Genomic DNA, 17,660 nt, shown 5'->3' on the forward strand with positions numbered 1-17,660 from the left:
TGGGGCCGTGTGGCGATGCGCGTTCTAAAGCTCCAGCACTGCGGGCGGGACCAGGCGTTTCTCACCGTAGACGACGACCAGGCCGCCCACCTGCTCCCTGCACAGCTCGCGCCAGCCCTGACGCTCGTACAGCGCCAGCGCCGCTTCCTGGTTGAGCGTGGTGTCACCTCTGACGCTGTGGAAGCCGAGCTCCACCGCCCGCCGTTCGAGCGCGATGAGCATGGCCGCGCCGAAGCCGCGGCGCTGGAACTCGGGATGGACCCTCAACCGGCAGACCTCCGCCGTGCCGGTGTCGACGGGTTTCAGCCCGCCCATGGCCACGACCCGCGAGCCGATCTCCCCGACGAGGAAGTCACCGCCGCAGCCCAGGTAGATCTCCTGGATGCGGGGGAAGTCGTCGTCGTAGTAGACGCCGTCACCGGGTACCAGGCCCACCTCCGCGAGGCAGATCCGGTGGAGTGCGAGAATGGTGTCGAGATCCGACCACCGATAGCGTCTGATCGTCAGCTTCATCCATCGCCCCCTTTCAACTCGGGTTGCTTCGTCCGTCTGAGGGCGGCCGAGAAGCCGTCCAGTCCTGGAACGGTGGCGTCCCGCGAGATGATCGCCCGTTCGAGCGCCAGCGCGGGCCGCACGATGAGGTCGGTCAGATACTCGTCGCTGACCAGATTGAGTGCCTTCGTGGCGATGGCCACCGCCTCCTGCACGTCTCCGTCGATCAGCCGGCACTGGGCCTGGTCGAGCCTGATCAGCGTCTGGTCGAGGATGTGGTCCTCGTATTTCTCCAGCGCCTGGTCGAGCACGACCTCCGCCTCGATCGTCTGACCGAGCTTGGTGAGCACGTCGCCCTGGTAGAAGTAGAGCTGCTTCTCGGTGTACCCGAAAGCGACGTCCTCCTGATCCTCGGGGCGCAGATGGGTGAAGGCGTTCCTGGCCCGCGCGAGCGCCCGCTTGGCCTGGTCGACGATCTCCTTCTTGCTCTCGCCGTTCGACATCATGGCCAGCGCCCTGGCCTCGACGACCGGCGCCATCGCCTGGGCCGGGCACGGCGTCGAGCCCGCCATGTCGCGGCTCTTCTTGGCCAGGGTGAGCGCCTCGCGGGCGTCGCCGAAGTAGAGGGGCACGAGCGACTCGCGGGCCCCGATCCACGCCCGCAGCGCGCGGTCGCCGGTCTCGTCGGCCGCGGTGCGGCCGGTGCGGAAGAACGACCGGGCCAGCCGCTGGTCACCCAGGTTGATCATGATCATGCCGGCCAGCCCGGACAGCTGGGCCGCCATCCTGCACAGGCGCTCCTGGAGGTCGATCGGCTGGCGCTGCGACATCGCCGTACGCACGGCGCTCAGCTCCAGCAGCACGTCGCACAGCAGCCGCAGCGGCGCCGTGGTCGTGTACTGGCGGCCGAAGCTGACCGTGGACTCCTCCCACTGGTCGAGCATCGCGGCCGACACGGTGGAGGAGACCAGCGTCTCGTCCATCCGGCGCCGGATGCTCTCGCACGCCCCCAGCACCGGCCCCTCCAGGTCGGTCAGGTTGGCGTCGGCCTGAAGGGAGTTTAAAAGGGTGCGGCGGAGGATGTTCTCATCCTCTTCGTCCTCCGGGTCCGTCTCCACCGGCCGGAGCACGAGCTCGCGCTCCTGCGGGCGCTGCGGGCGCTCCTTGACCTCCGCCGCGGCCACCACCCCCGGCATCCGGTGGCCGTGACCGCAGATGCAGGGCGGGTCGTAACCCAGCGCCGCCGGCTCGACCCGGTAGACCGTGCACAGGTAGTGCAGGTATTCGGGCCCCGGGCGTTTCAGCCCGCTCTCGTACGCCGACAGGAGCGTCTCGCCGATGCCGGGCATCGCCTTGTTGTCGCGCTCGAACAGGGCTCGCACCTGCTCGATGACGTCGGCCAGAGCGATGCCGTGAGCCAGCCGATGAGCCTTGATGCGGCTCGTGCCGAACCCCGCCGCGCACGCTTCGTGGATCTCATCAGCGATCTGAGCCGACGTGCGCCCGGCGGCCAGACCCTTGGCCCTGATCCGCCGGGCGATCTCCGTCTCTCTGTGCTGTCTGCCGGACATCCCGGCCCCTCTCACGCATGTCTCGACCGGTCCGCAACTGGTGACTCAGCGTAGCCCTCAAGTTGCCCTGCGCCTACCCATGACTATGAAGCAATGCCGACGCGATGGGAACGCCTTCACTCAACCTACGGTTAAGGAACATCCTCCCCGGGACTGTTTCTTACCTCCCACGAGTGAGAAGCGACTCCCTGTGAGCGGATCCCCTCGTTGCGCGAACCCTTGACTTGAGCCATGTTTGGCCCACCAGCAACGATTCCTGAGGGAGGAACGAACGGTGGGGGACGACAACTTCGAGCACCTGGAGCGTCTCGTAGCTGAACTGGACGCACGAGGGCTGCTCGCACGAGTGGTCCGGACCCAGAGCGGACGCACGTTCGTACGGGTCATCAACCCGAGCGCGACGAGCCTGTCCGAGAACGTCACCTGCCGGTCGGCAGCCGTCTCCGACATGCGCGACTGGTGGTACTGCTGGTCCTGGGGCGAGCGGATGCACACCGCCGACGACCCGGCCGGTGCCGCGACGAAGGTCGCCCGCGTACTCGCCGCCGTGGGGGAGTGACGACCCGGTGAACCGGGTGGAGCGCAGCCACCGCGGCTCACCGCAACCCACGGCGGCTCCTGGGAGCCGGCGGAGTGGCCGGTGCGGAGGGTCTCCCGCACGTCGGAGCCCTGGTCACTCCGCCGGTTCCGGCCCGCTCACCTGCGCCTCACGCGGCTGCACCGCGCCGCGTCCACGATCCGCCCGCCCGGGTCAGCCGGGCGGGTGTTCGGGGGATCCCTCCCGGAACCGGCATGGGGCACGCTTCCGGGTGCGTGTCCCGTCCCGAGCCGTCCGTCATCGGAGCGCAGGCTCTCTCCCTCCGCGGCCCAGAGAGCAGGCGACCCCGTCTTCCCCGGCGTGATGTGACGGCGGGCGGTTCGGTCAGCGGTATTTTTGGATCGAAACGGTCCAAGTTGCTGACCGAACCGCTTCCGGAGGGGGATCCACCATAGTGTTACTGCTGGTGACGCCGTCGCCACCGCCGACGACTCCATCGGTGCTACCCGATATCGACAAGGTGACCTCACAAGTGGCCGTGACCTGTCAGAACGACCCGGTTTGCTCAACGATCGCTGGAATCTTCAACAACGCGGCCTGGGCACCCCTGGCAGCCATGCTGGTCGTCGTCGTTCTGATCCTCGTGCTCGCGTTCGCCCTGCGGAACGTCGCGCATCGGGTCATCACGCGCGTGGTCAACCGGGCGGCAACGGGTGGCTCGATCACCAGCCGGTTCCGCAAGGGCGCGGCGACCGACAGCATCGACGCGCTCCTGCACGAGCGGCGCAAGCAGCGGGCCGAGACCATGGGGTCGGTGCTCAAGCACATCGCCTCGATCGTCATCCTCGGCACGGCGGTGCTGACCGTCCTCGACCGGCTGACGATCCCCATCGCACCCCTGCTGACCAGCGTCGGCATCCTGGGCGTGGCGATCGGCTTCGGCGCGCAGGAGCTGGTGAAGGACTTCATCGCGGGCATGTTCATGCTGCTGGAGGACCAGTACGGCGTCGGCGACGTGATCGACGCGGGCCCCGCCGTGGGCACGGTCGAGGCGGTCACCCTGCGCGTCACCCGGCTGCGCGACGTCGACGGCCGGGTCTGGTACGTACGCAACGGCACGATCACCCGGGTCGGCAACGAGTCGCAGGGCTGGTCGCGCGCGTTCATGGACGTGCCGGTGGCCTACGACGCCGACGTGGTCAGCGTCAAGGTGCTGCTGGAGCACGTCGCCGAGGAGATCTGGGCCGACCCCGAGCTGCGCGAGTCGAAGATCGTGGAGCCGCCGCAGGTGTTCGGGGTGGAGCAGCTCTCCGACAGCTCGCTGGTGTTCCGCATCTCGGCCAAGACGCTGCCGTCGGCGCAGGCGGAGGTGGCGCGTGAGCTCAGGCTCAGGGTCAAGACGGCGCTCGACACCGCGGGCATCCCCATGGTCGCCACCGCCTAAGCTAGGAAACGTGACAGAGACCTCCTTTTACGACGCCGTCGGAGGCGAGGAGACCTTCCGGCGCCTCGTGCACCGCTTCTACGAGGGGGTCGCCGAAGACCCGATCCTGCTGCCGCTCTATCCGGAGTCCGACCTGTCGGGCGCCGAGGAGCGGCTGCGGGGCTTCCTGATCCAGTACTGGGGCGGCCCCAACACCTACAGCCAGCAGCGCGGCCATCCCCGGCTGCGCATGCGGCACATGCCGTTCGTGATCGGCGAGGCGGAGCGCGACGCGTGGCTGCGGCACATGCGTGACGCGGTCGATTCGCTCGACCTGCCCGACGAGCTGGAGACCAGGCTTTGGGACTATCTGGTCTACGCTGCCCACAGCCTGGTGAACTCGCCCACATAACGGGGCATGACACGCCACATGGATATCCCCTGGTGGCGTGACGCAGTCGTCTACGAGATCTATGTCCGCAGTTTCGCCGACGCCTCGGGCGACGGTGTCGGCGATCTGGCGGGGGTGCGCGAGCGCCTGCCGTACCTGCGGCGGCTGGGTGTCGACGCGATCTGGCTGACCCCGTTCTACCGCTCCCCCATGGCCGACGGCGGTTACGACGTGGCCGACTACCGCGACGTCGATCCGCTGTTCGGCTCGCTGCGCGACTTCGAGGCGCTGGTCGCCGACGCGCATGAGCACGAGCTGCGGGTGATCGTGGACATCGTGCCCAACCACAGCTCCTCCGAGCATCCCTGGTTCCAGGCGGCGCTGCGGGGCGAGGGGCGCGAGCGGTACATCTTCCGCGACACCGTCAACAACTGGCAGTCCACGTTCGGCGGCTCGGCCTGGACGCGGGTGCCCGACGGGCAGTACTACCTGCACCTGTTCGCGCCCGGGCAGCCCGACTTCAACTGGCGCAACCCCGAGGTGCACGCGGAGTTCCTCGACATCCTGCGTTTCTGGCTGGACCGGGGTGTCGACGGGTTCCGCATCGACGTGGCGATGGGCCTGTACAAGGCGGAGGGGCTGCCCGACGTGGGCGACCAGTCGTTCTCGTCGGTGTCGCCGGTGTGGGGGCAGCCGGAGGTGCACGACGTCTACCGCGAATGGCGGCGGGTGCTGGACGGCTATCCGGGGCAGCGCATGGCCGTGGGCGAGGTGTGGACCGACAGCCCCGAAGACCTGGCCCTCTACGTGCGGCCCGACGAGCTGCACCAGAGCTTCAACTTCGCCTGGCTGCAGGCGCCGTGGTCGCCCACGGCGTTCAGGAAGGTGATCGACGACACGCTCGCCACGGTGCCGTTCGCGACGTGGGTGCTGTCCAACCACGACGTCGTACGCCACCGCACCCGCTACGGCACGGCCGACCCCGGCACGGGGCTGGCCCGGGCCAGGGCCGCGCTGCTGGCGATGCTGGCGCTGCCCGGCTCCGCCTACCTCTACCAGGGCGAGGAGCTGGGCCTGCCCGAGGTGACCGACTTGCCCGACGACGCCAGGCAGGACCCGGTGTTCTTCCAGTCGAAGGGCAAGCTGCCGGGGCGCGACGGGTGCCGGGTGCCGATCCCGTGGACGGTGGACCCGCCCTCGCACGGCTTCTCCCCCGGCGGGGTGGAGCCGTGGCTGCCGCAGCCGGAGTCGTTCGCGGAGCTGAGCGTCGAGAAGCAGGAGGGGGACGCGGACTCGACGCTGGAGTTCTACCGGCGGGCCCTGGCCTGCCGGCGCGAGCTGGTGCGCAGCCTGCCCTACACCCTGGAGTGGCTGAAGTCCCCCGAGGGGGCGCTGTTCTTCACCCGGGGCCCGCTGATCTGCGCGATCAACTGCGGCACCCGCCCGGTACGCCTGCCCAGGCACGAGGAGGTGCTGCTGTCGAGCGCGCCGCTCAAGCGCGGCCTGCTGCCGCCCGACGCGGCGGTGTGGCTCAGGAGGTCCGCCGACGCTCCCACCTCAGCGGGATGATCAGGAGCTTCGCCGGCGCTCCTGGCTCAGGGGGATGACGGGCAGCGAGACGGCGGCGCAGGCCAGCCCGGCCGCGAAGCCGGCCCAGTAGCCGGTGGCGAGGATCAGCGCGCCCGCGAGCGGGGTGACGGCCAGGGAGACGCTGTTCTGGACGGTGTTGTGCGTGCCGAGCACCTTGCCCGCCCAGCCGGGGCCGGCCAGCTCGCCCGCCGCGAGGTAGGCGAGCCCGTTGCCGGCCACGGTCGTCACCGAGGCGAGCACGAGCATGGCCACGCCGAGGCCGGTGCCGGTGGCCGTACCGGCGACGAGCAGCGCCAGCACCACGATGCTCCAGACGGTGAGCACGAGCAGGGGCCGCATGCGCAGGCCGGTCCGGTCCGACCAGCGGCCGGCCGCGACGCGGATGACGGCCCCGCCGATGGCGGCGACGCCGAAGAGCCTCCCGGCCGCGACGTCGTCCCAGCCGTAGGCCCTGACCAGGCAGTCCACGCCGTACGTGCTGACAACGACCTGCGGCACCACGTGCAGGGCGGAGGTGGCGTGCACCCGCCACAGCGCGGGCTGCCGGTACGGCGAGCCGGCCCGCTCCGAGCCGGACCCCGCGATGCCGTGCGGCGGCTCGGCCATGAAGAGCGCGGCCAGCACGGCGGCCAGCAGGCTCACGCCGGAGCAGAGCAGGAGCACGCCGGGCAGGCCGTGCGCCCGCGCCATGGGCGGCAGCGCGAAGGCGGCCACGGCCATGCCGAGGGTGAAGGAGACCTGGCGCAGGCCCATGGCGACGCCGCGCTCGGGCGGCCGGAACCAGCGCAGCACGATGCGCCCGCCGCCGACCATGGCGGCCGAGCCGGCCGCACCCGCCAGCGCGAGCAGCACGATCACCGCCCAGGTGCGCTCGACGAACGCGGCGGCGGCGAACAGCACGGCGGCCAGGCCGACGCCGGCGCCCAGGACGAGCCGCTCACCGTAGCGGTCGGCCAGGGCGCCCCAGGCGACGAGGGCGCAGAGGATGCCGAGGGCGGGGGCGTTGGCGATGAGCCCGCCCACCGGCAGCAGAACATCGAAATGTCGCAATATTTCGGGCATGACCAGGGGCAGGCCGAACAGCCCCAAGGTGACGCCGGCGTGCGCGTTGACGCCCAGCGCCAGCATCCACCAGCGTCTCATCCCGCCGCGTAGCGCTTCAGGTAGGTCCGTTCGTGCTCGGTGAGCCGGCGCGGCGCGGCCCGCTCGACGTCGTAGGCCGCCATGACGGACTTGGCGGTCACGTACAGCCCCTCGTCGTCGCGGATCTCGTACTGCAGCGTGAACCGCACCGCCCTGATCTCCGTCACCCACGTCTCGACGCGCACGGGCTGGGCGCGGAAGCCCAGCGGGCGGCGGTAGTCGATCTCGTGCCTGGTCACGACCAGGCCCTTGAACGGCTCGTCGCCCGCGACGTACGGATCGATGCTCAGCATGCCGAAGCGGGCGTCCTCGAGGTAGTCGAGGAAGCGCACGTTGTTCACGTGCCCCTGGGAGTCGATGTCGCCGAATCTCACCGTGCGCGGGTAGATGTGCCGTTCGGCCGGGGTGCTTTCAACCACGTCCGCCACCGTACCCGCCCCGGTCAGGAGACCTTGCGGCGGGCCAGGCAGGACAGCACGGTCAGCACCGAGATGGCGGCCATGGCGGAGAAGGCCCAGCGGTAGCCGGTGACGAGCTGCTCCACCGCGCCGCCGGAGAGCTGGGCGAGCGTACCGGCGAACACGCTCTGGTGCAGCTCGGCCGGGAGCGGCGCGGTGATGATGGACAGGACGAGGCCGGTGCCGACGACGTTGCCGGTGTTCTGCAGCATGAGGCGCATGGCGTTGACGATGCCGAGCCGGTTGGAGGGCAGGCCGTCCAGGATGGCGGTGGTGTTGGACGGCAGGAACGCGCCCGAGCCGAGCCCGATGAGCACGAGCCCGGCGGCGACGGCGGGGTAGGGCATGTCCGCCGACATCACCGACAGCATGACGACCAGCCCGCACGTGGTGGTCGCCGCGCCGGCCACGGCCAGCGTGCGCGCGCTCATCAGGCGTTGCAGGAAGCCCGAGCTCACCGAGCCGATCATGGCGGCGACGGCCAGCGGCAGCACCTTGAGCCCCGCCTGGACGGGCTCGTCGCCGCGCACGGCCTGGAAGTAGAGCGCGACGAGGAAGACCATGCCCATGCGGGCGACGGCGTTGAGGAACGAGGCCAGCGTCCCGAACGCGAAGGCCCGCTCCCTGAACAGGCTCAGGTCCACCACCGGATGCGCCGCCCGCGACTCCCTGAGCAGGAACAACGGCAGCCCCGCCACGAACGCGGCCAGCCCGCCCAGCACCACCGGATGATCCCAGCCGAGCCGGGTGAACTCCGACAGCGCCAGCAGCAGCCCGCCCAGGGTGGTCAGCACCAGGACGTTCCCCGGCCCGTCGAGGCCGCCCCGCCGCTCGTTCCTGGGCGGCCTGGGCAGCACGAGCAGCCCCAGGAGCAGGCAGGCCACGCCGACCGGCACGTTGAACCAGAACACCCACCGCCAGCCCAGGCTCTCCGCCAGCACGCCGCCCAGGGTCGGCCCGATCAGCCCGGCGATCGAGAACGAGGCGACGTAGACGCCCATCCCCTCCCCCAGCCGCTCGCGCGGGAAGGCGTCGCTGATCAGGGCGGCGCTGTTGGTGAGCAGCATCGCGCCGCCCATGGCCTGCAGCACCCGCATGAGGACGATCACCCACGCGTTCGGCGCCAGGCCCGCGAGCAGGGCCGCCAGCGTGTACGTGGCCAGCCCTAACAGGTACATCCTGCGCCTGCCGAACATGTCGGCCAGCCGGCCGAACACCACCATGAGGACGGTCGTGGTCAACTGGTAGCCCAGGAGGATCCAGCTCGCCGCCGTGGCGCCGGCCCCGGTGTGCCGCGCGATCTCGGGCAGCGCGACGTTGATGGCGCTGCCGCTGAGACCGGTCAGCACGCTCGCCAGGCTCACGACCGACAGCGTTCGCCAGGCGTCGCGGATGGGGGTGGTCGTCGCCGGCAAAGGCCCTGTCCTTTCTAGATTTTAATACTAGAATCCAATTCAAATCGTCAGCCGGTCAAGGATCGAGGTGTCGGATGAGCGGGATCGTCGAAGGCCGCGTGGTGATCGTCACGGGTGCGGCCAGGGGCATCGGACGGGGACACGCGCTGGAGTTCGCCAGGCAAGGAGCCAAGGTGGTGGTCAACGACCTGGGCGCGGAGGTCGACGGCACCGGCTCCTCCGGAGCGGCCGCCGAAGTGGTGGCGGAGATCGAGGCCATGGGCGGCCAGGCCATCGTCAACGGCGAGGACGTCTCCGACTTCGACGGGGCCGAACGCCTCATCAGGGCCGCCATCGACCACTTCGGCCGCCTCGACGTGCTGGTCAACAACGCCGGCATCCTGCGCGACCGGATGCTCGTCAACATGACCGCCGACGAGTGGGACGCCGTCATCAGGGTGCACCTGCGCGGCACCTTCGCCCCGCTGCGCCACGCCGCGGCCTACTGGCGCGCCCAGGCCAAGGCAGGCGAACGGGTGGACGCCCGGATCATCAACACCACCTCGTCCTCCGGCATCTACGGTAACCCCGGGCAGGGCAACTACGGCGCCGCCAAGGCCGGCATCGCCGGCCTGACGATCATCGCCGCCAAGGAGCTGGAGCGGTACGGCATCACCGTCAACGCCATCGCCCCCGCCGCACTCACCCGCATGACCGAGAACCTCATCCCCGCCGGCGCCACCGGCGCCGACCCCGACGACATCGCACCCCTCGTCGTCTGGCTCGCCAGCGCCGAAGCCCGCTCCATCACCGGACGCGTCTTCAACGTGCGCGGCGGCAAGATCAGCGTCGCCGAAGGCTGGCACGCCGGCCCCGAAACCGACAAGGGCAGCCGCTGGGACCCCGCCGAGCTCGGCGCCGTCATCCCCGCCCTCGTCGAGAAGGCCGCACCCAACGCCCTCACCAACGGCCGCATCCCCGGACGGGAGGACTGACCCGCCATGGCACTCGACCACTCACTCATCGGGGTCGACGGGCCCGCCCACGAGCGCACCTGGACCGCCAAGGACACCATGCTGTACGCGCTCGGCGTCGGAGCGGGCACGTCCGAGCTGCAGTTCACCACCGAGAAGGACCAGCGCGTCCTGCCCACCTTCGCCGTCCTCGCCGCCCAGGCACCCGGCCGGCGCATCGGCGACTTCGACCCCGCCATGCTCGTCCACGCCGAACAAGGCTTCGAACTCCACCGCGAACTCCCCGCCGCCGGCGGCGTCCGCACCGCCTCACGGGTGACCGGCATCTACGACAAAGGCTCCGGCGCCCTCGTCACCTCGGAGTCGCGGGCCGTGGACCTGGACACCGGCGAGCTCGTCATCTCCTCACGCAGCTCGGTGTTCATCCGGGGCGAGGGCGGCTTCGGCGGCGACCGCGGACCCCGCGACACCTGGTCACCACCCGACCGCGCCCCCGACCACAAGGTCACCTACTCGACGCTGCCCCAGCAAGCCCTCATCTACCGGCTGTCCGGCGACTACAACCCCCTGCACAGCGACCCGTCCTTCGCCGCCCGCGCCGGCTTCGACCGACCCATCCTGCACGGGCTGTGCACGTACGGGGTGACGGGCCGGGCCCTGCTGCACGCCGTGGCCGGGTCGGATCCCGCCCGGTTCAAGGCCATGTCGGGCCGGTTCTCCAGCCCCGTGTTTCCTGGGGAGTCGCTGACCGTCTCGATCTGGGTGGACGGGGAGGACGTCCTGTTCAGGACCGCCAAGGATGATGGGACGGTGGTAATCGACCGAGGCCGGGCCACCATCACCTAACCCCTCCCACGCCCCCGAGGGAGGCACCCCCACCGTCCCCGCCCGCGCCCCCGCCCTCACGCCGCACCCGACACCACCCCACCACGCCCCGCCGCCCGCGTTGCGCCGGACACCACCGCACCACGTCCCGCCGACCCGGCGCCAGTGCAGCGAGGCTCGACGCCGTGCGCGCGGCGGGGCACGGTGCGGCGGGGCGCGAGGCGACGGGGCGACAGGGCGCGAGGCGACGCGCACGCCCGCACACCCCGGGCCGCCGCCCCCGTCGCGCAGGGCACCATCCCCCCACGCGCCGCCGAGCCACCGTCCGCGTTGCGCCGGACACCGCCACACCACGTCCCGCCAACCCGGCGCCAGTGCGGCCGGGCGCCGTGCCATGGAGCGCGCACAACCGCCGCGCCATCCCGCGGCCCGTGTCGCGCAGGGCACCATCCCGCCACGCGCCGCCGAGCAGCCGCCCGCGCCGCAACCCGACAGCACCCCGCCAGGCGCCGCTGAGCCGCCGCCCGCGTTGCGCCGGACACCACCGCGCCACGTCCCGCCGACCCGGCGCCAGTGCGGCCGGGCGCCGTGCCATGGAGCGCGCACAACCGCCGCGCCATCCCGCGGCCCGTGCCGCGCAAGGCACCACCGCGCCACGCGCCGCCGAGCCGCGGTCCGCATTGCGCCGGACACCGCCACACCGTCCCCGCCCACGCCACACCGACACCACCGCGTCACGTGCCACCGGCCCCCGCCAATGCGGCGAGCGGCGGCGAGGCGCGAGGCCATGGGGCGCTGTCGGGGCTGGCATGAGCGCCGCATCGCGTGGGCGGTGGGTTCCCCCGTCCAGGTCACACCGTCCGGCGCACGCCAGCCGGGGCGATGGTCAGGGTTGGTCGAGGGATTTGAGGGGGTCGAGGCGGTGGATCAGGGTGACGGCGGCTTCGATGACCTCCCGGGCCTCCTCCTCGCTGTCCGACGTGGCCACCTCCCGCGCCGCCTCCCCGATGATGCTGGTCAGGACCGCGACGGTGAAGCGGTCGAGGGGGTCTCCGCCGGCGCCGAGCAGGACGGCGTTCTGGCGGACCCATTCGCGTCCGCGCGTGCGGCGGATGAGCTCGAAGCCCGGGGGGCCGTCGCCGTCGATGAAGAGGCGGACCAGGTCGCGGCGTTCCCAGGCGCCGGCGAGGTAGGCGCGGGCGCCGGCGATGAGCAGTTCCACCGGGTCGGAGACGCCTGCTTTTCTGGCTTTGGCCACGCTGGAGGCGGAGGCCTGCTCGTGGGCGGCCTGGTGGTCCTCGTAGAGGGCGAGGAAGAGCTCGGTCTTGCCGCCGAAGTGGTGGTAGAGGCTGCCGACGCTGGAGCCGGCGCGGGCGACGACCTCGGAGACGCTGGCCTCGGCGAAGCCGTGCTCGCTGAAGACCTCGCGAGCCGCCTGGAGCATGCTTTTGCGGGTTTGTGCCGTTCGGCTCCACTCCCACGAGGACTTGCGTGCCATGCCAGCCATCCTAGCCGCCGAAATTCTAGAATCAGATTCTTGACACAGGGTCGTAGCGGTTAGAGTGTCTTCCTAGAGAGTGATTCTAGAAATAGCACTAGGGAGGCGGCTGTGGACTTCTCGCTCACCCCGGAGGAACGCCAGATCCGCGACACCGTCCGCGCCTTCATCGAGAAGGAGGTCATGCCGCTGGAGCCCGAGGTCCTGCGCAACGAGCGCGAGGGCCGCCCGGGGCTCGACCCCGACGTCCTGCGTGACCTGCGCGCCAAGGCCAGGAAGTCCGGCTTCTGGGGGATCAACACCCCCGAGGAGTACGGCGGTGCCGCCCTCGGCCCCATCATGTCGGCGATCATCGCCATGGAGCTCGGCCGGACGTTCGTGCCGTTCTCGTTCGGCGGCACCGCCGACAACATCCTGTACGCCGGCACCGAGGAGCAGAAGCAGCGCTACCTGATCCCCACCATCGAGGGCGAGCGGCGTTCCTGCTTCGCGATCACCGAGCCGGGCGCCGGCTCCGACGCCCGCAACATCCGCACCAAGGCGGTGCGCGACGGCTCGGAGTGGGTGATCAGCGGCGAGAAGACGTTCATCACGGGCGGGAACGAGGCGGACTTCGTCATGGTGTTCGCGGTGGCCGAGGAGCACGGCGTGACCTGCTTCCTGGTGGACCGTGACATGGGCTGGAAGTCCGAGCCGATCCCGACGATGGGCCAGTGGGGGCCGGCCTCGCTCGTGTTCGAGGACGTGCGGGTGCCGGAGGAGAACATCCTGGGCGAGCTCGGCAAGGGTTTCGAGCTGGCCATGCAGTGGATCGGCCAGGGCCGCTACATGATCCCGGCGCGGGCCATCGGCTCGGCCGAGCGCATGCTGCAGATGGCGATCGACTACGCCAAGATCCGCAAGTCCATGGGGCAGACGATCTCCAACTACCAGGCCATCCAGTGGATGATCGCCGACTCGCAGGTGGAGATCGAGGCGGCGAAGTGGCTGACGTTGTACGCGGCCTGGCGGGTGGGCGAGGGCCTGGACGCCCGGCACGCCTCCTCCATCGCCAAGCTGAACGGCGCCGTCATGGCCAACCAGGTCGTGGACCGGGTGCTGCAGATCCACGGGGGTATGGGGTACACGAAGGAGCTGCCGATCGAGCGGTGGTACCGCGAGCTGCGGCTGCTGCGCATCTTCGAGGGCACCGACGAGATCCAGCGCCGGACGATCGCCCGCAATCTCATCAAGGGTCACGCCAAGCTCGGCCTCATCGGGGAATGACGTACATGTCGGTAGGGGAACTGTTCAATCCGCGTTCGATCGCCCTGGTCGGGGCCACGGACAAGTCGGGGTGGTCGATCAGCACGCTGGCCAACCTGCGTGCCCACGGGTTCCCCGGGCCCGTCCACCTGGTCAATCCGCGGGGTGGCGTGGTGCACGGCCAGGCCGCGTACCGGAGCCTGACGGAGATCCCCGAGCGGGTGGACCTCGCGTACGTGATGGTGCCGACCGCGGCGGTGCTGGGCGTGCTGCGGGAGGGCGCCAAGCTGGGGATCCGGTGTTACGTGATCCTCACGGCCGGGTTCGGGGAGTCCGGGGAGGAGGGGGCGCGGCTGGAGGCGGAGATCACGGCCTTCGCCGCCGAGCACGGGCTGACGATCCTCGGGCCGAACGGCAACGGTTACATCAACGCCGCCGCCGGCGTGACCCCGTACGGGCTGCCCATCCAGCCGCCGCTGCTGCGCGGCGCGGTCGGCGTGGTGTTGCAGAGCGGCGCGCTGGCCAGCTCCGTGCTGGGGTTCGCGCAGGCCAGGAACGTGGGGATCAGCCTGCTGACCTCCATGGGCAACGAGTCGGTCATGACGGTCACCGACGTGATCGAGTATCTGGTGGACGATCCGGCCACCAAGGTCATCGCGTTGTTCCTGGAGACGGTCAGGAACCCGGCCGAGTTCTCCCGGGTGGCGCGGCGGGCGCTGGAGGCGGGCAAGCCGATCGTGGCGCTCAAGATCGGGCGCAGCAAGCTGGCCTCGCACACCGCGCAGGCGCACACGGGCGCGCTCGTGGGCGACGACGACGTCATCGACGCGGCGCTGCGGCAGCTCGGCGTGATCAGGGTGCGCTCGCTGGAGGACCTGATCATCACGGCGGGGCTGCTGGCGTCCACGGGGCCGCTGCCGGGGCGGCGGGTCGGGGTGGTCACCCCGTCCGGCGGCGCCTCGGAGATCATCGCCGACCGGGCCGAGGACGAGGGGCTGGAGCTGCCGCCGTTCGCGCCGGAGACGGTGGCGAAGCTGGCGGAGATCGTCCCGTCGTTCGGCACCGTACAGAACCCGCTCGACGTCACCGGGTACGTGCTCATCGACCGCACCCTGCTCGGCCGGGCGCTGGAGGCGGTGACCTCCGACCCGGGGATCGACCTGATCATGCTGCTGTCGGAGCCGCCCAAGGTGGCGCCGCCGGATCCGGCTCCCGTGCTGGCCATGTACGCGGCCAGCGCGCAGCGGATCGCGGCCTCGCCGGTGCCGGTCGTGGTGGTGAGCAACGTGCTGACCGACGTGACCGAGTTCGGGCGGCGGGTGCAGGAGGAGACCGGCTTCCCGTACGTCGCGGGCGGGATCGAGCACGGGCTGCAGGCCATCGCGGCGGCCGTGCGCTGGTCGGAGCAGCGCGAGCGGGTGCTGGCCCGGCCCGCGCCGCTCCCCCGCGCCGGCGCGGCTCCCGAGGGGGCGAGCGGGGTGTGGGCCGAGCACCGGGCCGCCGCGCTGCTGGCCGCGGCCGGGCTGCCGGTGGTGCCGTCGGAGCTGGCGGGTGACGAGGACGCGGCGGTGGCCGCGGCCGGGCGGTTCGGCTATCCCGTCGTGCTCAAGGCCGCCGCCGAGGGGCTCGGGCACAAGAGCGACGTCGGCGGGGTCCGGCTCGGGCTCGGCGGCGCCGAGGAGGTGCGGCGGGCCTACCGGGAGATCGTCGCGGCGGTGCCGTCGCTGGCCGGCGTGCTCGTGCAGCCGCAGCGCACCGGCGGGATCGAGCTGCTGGTCGGCGTCGTACGCGACGCGGCCTGGGGGCTCACGCTGGCCGTGGGGCTGGGCGGCGTCTGGGTGGAGGTGCTGCGCGACACGGCGCTGCGGGTGCTGCCGGTGGACGCCGGCGAGGTCCGCAGGGCGCTCGGGGAGCTGCGCGGCGCCGCGTTGCTGAACGGGGTCAGGGGTGGCGAGCCCGCCGACCTCGACGCGGTGGCGGACGTGGTGGCGCGGGTCGCGGCGTTCGCCGAGTCGTTGGGCGACGGCCTGGAATCCTTGGAGATCAACCCGCTGCTGGTCAGCGGCTCGCGGGTCGAGGCCCTCGACGCGCTCATCACCTGGCGCTAGACAACTTCGGGAACGGGCGGCCTCAGCGAAGGGGCCGCCACAGGAAGGGGCGGCCTCAGCGAAGGGGCGGCCCCAGGAAAGGGCGGCCTCAGCGAAGGGGCGGCCGCAGGAAAGGGCGGCCTCAGCGAAGGGGCCGCCCGTTCCTCGTGCGGGTGTTACTCCACCTCGACCGGCAGCTCGTAGATCTCCGTCGTCGGGTGCCCGGCCTTCTCGTGCACCCGCAGCACCGCCTCCTTGGACGGCCCCGACGACAGGCAGAACACCTTCCCGGACTCCGGGTCGAGCCAGGCGCGCTCGAAGTGCACCCCTTCCGCCTCCTCGATGGCGAGGTCACGCTCGTGCGCGGCGCGCAGCTGCTCCTCGGTGACGCCGACGAAACCACTGTGCACGTCCATGAACTTCGGCATGGCGCATCCCTCCTCGTGGGTCAGTTGTCCCTTTCCGGAGGAAGGCGTTCCATCCCGTGCCATCGCCTCAGGGCAGGCGGTTGGCCAGCACCAGGGTGGCCGCCGAGGCGAACATGCCGCCGTTCCCCAGCACCACGCTGACCTCCACGTCCGGCACCTGCGCCGCCGCCTCGCCGCGCAGCTGGCGCACCGACTCCTGGATGGCGAACATGCCGTACATGCCGGTGTGCGTGTACGACAGGCCGCCGCCGTTGGTGTTGAGCGGCAGCCGGCCGCCGGGCGAGGTGTGCCCCTCGGCGATGAACGCGCCGGCCTCGCCCCTGCCGACGAAGCCCAGGTCCTCCAGGCCGTAGATGGGCACGTGGGCGAAGGCGTCGTAGATCATGAGGTGGTCGACGTCCTCGTGCGTGATCTTGGCTTCGGCGAACGCGGCCTCGCCCGACAGGCGGAAGCCCTTGGAGGTGGTGAAGTCCTCCATCTGCGAGATGATCGGCGACTCCGCGGCCTCGCCGGAGCCCAGCAGGTAGACCGGGGCGCGGCGGGCACGTTCCTCGGTGGTGACGATCAGCGCGCCGCCGCCGTCCGTCACCAGGCAGCACTCCAGCAGGTGGAACGGGTAGGCGACCAGGCGCGAGGCGAGCACGTCCTCGACCGTGATGAGGTCCTGGTACATGGCGCGCGGGTTGAGATGCGCCCACCGCCGCTGCGCCACCGCGACCTCGGCGAGCTGCTCGTGCGTGAGCCCGGTCTCCTTCATGTAGCGCAGCGCCGTGATCGTGAACGACGTGGGCGGCCCGACCACCCCGTACGGCAGCTCGAACTGCCCCAGCAGCGAGTCGGCCCCCAGCCCGAACCGCCCGGCCCCGACCCGCGACCGCCCCGACTCCCCGTGGGTGATCAGCACGGTGCTGCAGAGCCCCGCCCTGATCGCGGCGGCGGCGTGGCGCACGTGGAAGAGGAACGACGAGCCGCCCACCCCCGTGCCGTCGAGCCAGGCGGGGGTGATGCCGAGCGCGTGGGCGATCTGGATCGGGCCGGGCGTGCCGACCGTGGCGATGCCGTCGATGTCGTGGATGGTCATGCCGGCGTCGGCGAGGGCGTTCCCGGCGGCCTCCAGGTGCAGCTGCACGGTGGAGTGGCCGGGAAGGCGGCCCACCTCGTCGGTCTCGGCGGCGCCCGCGATCACGATGGTCATGCGGCGCCTCCGACCGGCTCGAAGAGCGGCACGCTGACGTCCCCGCGCCGCTCGAACACCACCCGCAGCTCCATGTCCAGCTCCAGGTGCTCCGGGGTGTTCGGCACGCCGACGATGTTCGTCATCATGCGCACGCCCTCCTCCAGCTCGACGACGGCGATGGCGTACGGGGCGTCGTCCTCGAAGCCGGGCGCCGGGCGGTGGTTGATCACGTAGGAGTACAGGGTCGCGCGACCGCTGGCGCGCACCCATTCGACCTGGTCGCCGCCGCACCGGGGGCAGCGCGGCCGCGGGTAGAAGTAGTGCCGCGCGCAGGGCTCGCAGCGCTGGATCCTGAGCTCGCCCGCCGCGGTGCCGTCCCAGAACGGCTGGGTCTCGGGCGTGGGCTTAGGTGCCGGCTTCATCGGC

General features: G+C 71.2%; 17 protein-coding genes. 8 read left to right on the forward strand and 9 right to left on the reverse strand.

Features of this window, described 5'->3' with window-relative positions; all coding sequences use genetic code 11:
• Positions 1-24: 24 nt before the first annotated feature.
• Together KIS93_RS20740 and KIS93_RS20745 are read right to left on the reverse strand one after the other, a co-directional pair.
• The gene (locus KIS93_RS20740) at positions 25-513 is read right to left on the reverse strand and encodes a GNAT family N-acetyltransferase (RefSeq protein ID WP_080046094.1); all 489 of its coding nucleotides are present in this window, start codon (positions 511-513) and stop codon (positions 25-27) included.
• Positions 510-2,063, reverse strand: a complete 1,554-nt coding sequence (locus tag KIS93_RS20745; RefSeq protein WP_080046093.1) for an NsdA family TPR-like regulatory protein — start codon at positions 2,061-2,063, stop codon at positions 510-512. Before KIS93_RS20745 ends, KIS93_RS20740 begins: the two co-directional genes overlap by 4 nt.
• A 274-nt stretch (positions 2,064-2,337) precedes the next feature.
• Here KIS93_RS20745 and KIS93_RS20750 point away from each other — a divergent pair, with 274 nt between their 5' ends.
• The 4 genes from KIS93_RS20750 (at position 2,338) to KIS93_RS20765 (ending at position 5,984) form a co-directional block, all read left to right on the forward strand.
• Positions 2,338-2,622, forward strand: a complete 285-nt coding sequence (locus tag KIS93_RS20750; RefSeq protein ID WP_080046092.1) for a hypothetical protein — start codon at positions 2,338-2,340, stop codon at positions 2,620-2,622.
• Positions 2,623-3,217: 595 nt separating this feature from the next.
• Positions 3,218-4,045, forward strand: a complete 828-nt coding sequence (locus KIS93_RS20755) for a mechanosensitive ion channel family protein (protein WP_230465881.1) — start codon at positions 3,218-3,220, stop codon at positions 4,043-4,045.
• A 10-nt stretch (positions 4,046-4,055) separates the two neighbouring features.
• Positions 4,056-4,436 carry a globin gene (locus KIS93_RS20760; RefSeq protein ID WP_080046090.1) on the forward strand — a complete coding sequence of 127 codons (381 nt, stop codon included), beginning with the start codon at positions 4,056-4,058 and terminating at the stop codon, positions 4,434-4,436.
• 18 nt (positions 4,437-4,454) lie between these two features.
• Positions 4,455-5,984: a glycoside hydrolase family 13 protein gene (locus KIS93_RS20765; RefSeq protein WP_080046089.1), complete on the forward strand. Its 1,530-nt coding sequence runs from the start codon at positions 4,455-4,457 to the stop codon at positions 5,982-5,984.
• Here the strand turns inward: KIS93_RS20765 and KIS93_RS20770 are convergent, their stop codons facing one another.
• Genes KIS93_RS20770 through KIS93_RS20780 form a run of 3 tightly spaced genes read right to left on the reverse strand, consistent with a single transcriptional unit; the run spans position 5,985 to position 9,021 of the window.
• Positions 5,985-7,148 carry an MFS transporter gene (locus KIS93_RS20770; RefSeq protein WP_080046088.1) on the reverse strand — a complete coding sequence of 388 codons (1,164 nt, stop codon included), beginning with the start codon at positions 7,146-7,148 and terminating at the stop codon, positions 5,985-5,987. It lies immediately after the preceding gene.
• Complete coding sequence (locus tag KIS93_RS20775; protein ID WP_230465880.1) at positions 7,145-7,567, reverse strand: acyl-CoA thioesterase; 423 nt, start codon at positions 7,565-7,567, stop codon at positions 7,145-7,147. Before KIS93_RS20775 ends, KIS93_RS20770 begins: the two co-directional genes overlap by 4 nt.
• Positions 7,568-7,590: 23 nt before the next feature.
• Positions 7,591-9,021, reverse strand: a complete 1,431-nt coding sequence (locus KIS93_RS20780; protein WP_080046087.1) for an MFS transporter — start codon at positions 9,019-9,021, stop codon at positions 7,591-7,593.
• Between the two features lie 74 nt (positions 9,022-9,095).
• Between KIS93_RS20780 and KIS93_RS20785 the strand changes: the two genes are divergently transcribed.
• Together KIS93_RS20785 and KIS93_RS20790 are read left to right on the forward strand one after the other, a co-directional pair.
• Complete coding sequence (locus KIS93_RS20785; protein ID WP_080046086.1) at positions 9,096-9,995, forward strand: SDR family oxidoreductase; 900 nt, start codon at positions 9,096-9,098, stop codon at positions 9,993-9,995.
• A gap of 6 nt (positions 9,996-10,001) precedes the next feature.
• Entirely contained in the window at positions 10,002-10,820 is an 819-nt protein-coding gene (locus tag KIS93_RS20790; protein WP_080046085.1) for a MaoC/PaaZ C-terminal domain-containing protein, read from the forward strand.
• Positions 10,821-11,685: 865 nt separating this feature from the next.
• On the opposite strand, the gene KIS93_RS20795 is transcribed toward KIS93_RS20790, so the two are convergent.
• Entirely contained in the window at positions 11,686-12,297 is a 612-nt protein-coding gene (locus tag KIS93_RS20795; protein ID WP_080046084.1) for a TetR/AcrR family transcriptional regulator, read from the reverse strand.
• A 111-nt stretch (positions 12,298-12,408) separates the two neighbouring features.
• On the opposite strand from KIS93_RS20795, the gene KIS93_RS20800 reads away from it, so the two are divergent.
• Positions 12,409-13,563, forward strand: a complete 1,155-nt coding sequence (locus tag KIS93_RS20800; RefSeq protein ID WP_080046083.1) for an acyl-CoA dehydrogenase family protein — start codon at positions 12,409-12,411, stop codon at positions 13,561-13,563.
• 5 nt (positions 13,564-13,568) lie between these two features.
• Entirely contained in the window at positions 13,569-15,650 is a 2,082-nt protein-coding gene (locus KIS93_RS20805) for an acetate--CoA ligase family protein (protein ID WP_080047600.1), read from the forward strand.
• 155 nt (positions 15,651-15,805) lie between these two features.
• Here KIS93_RS20805 and KIS93_RS20810 read toward each other — a convergent pair whose 3' ends face one another.
• From KIS93_RS20810 to KIS93_RS20820, 3 genes are all read right to left on the reverse strand, one after another.
• Positions 15,806-16,057, reverse strand: a complete 252-nt coding sequence (locus KIS93_RS20810; RefSeq protein ID WP_080046082.1) for an SCO4226 family nickel-binding protein — start codon at positions 16,055-16,057, stop codon at positions 15,806-15,808.
• Positions 16,058-16,124: 67 nt separating this feature from the next.
• Positions 16,125-17,252, reverse strand: coding sequence for a thiolase C-terminal domain-containing protein (locus KIS93_RS20815; protein ID WP_080046081.1), 1,128 nt, complete (start codon positions 17,250-17,252; stop codon positions 16,125-16,127).
• A complete protein-coding gene (locus tag KIS93_RS20820; RefSeq protein WP_080046080.1) occupies positions 17,249-17,656 on the reverse strand; it encodes a Zn-ribbon domain-containing OB-fold protein in 408 nt (135 codons plus the stop codon). Before KIS93_RS20820 ends, KIS93_RS20815 begins: the two co-directional genes overlap by 4 nt.
• Positions 17,657-17,660 lie beyond the last annotated feature (4 nt).

Origin of the sequence: [Actinomadura] parvosata subsp. kistnae, from assembly GCF_900323885.1 — a bacterium.
Lineage (GTDB): Bacteria > Actinomycetota > Actinomycetes > Streptosporangiales > Streptosporangiaceae > Nonomuraea > Nonomuraea composti.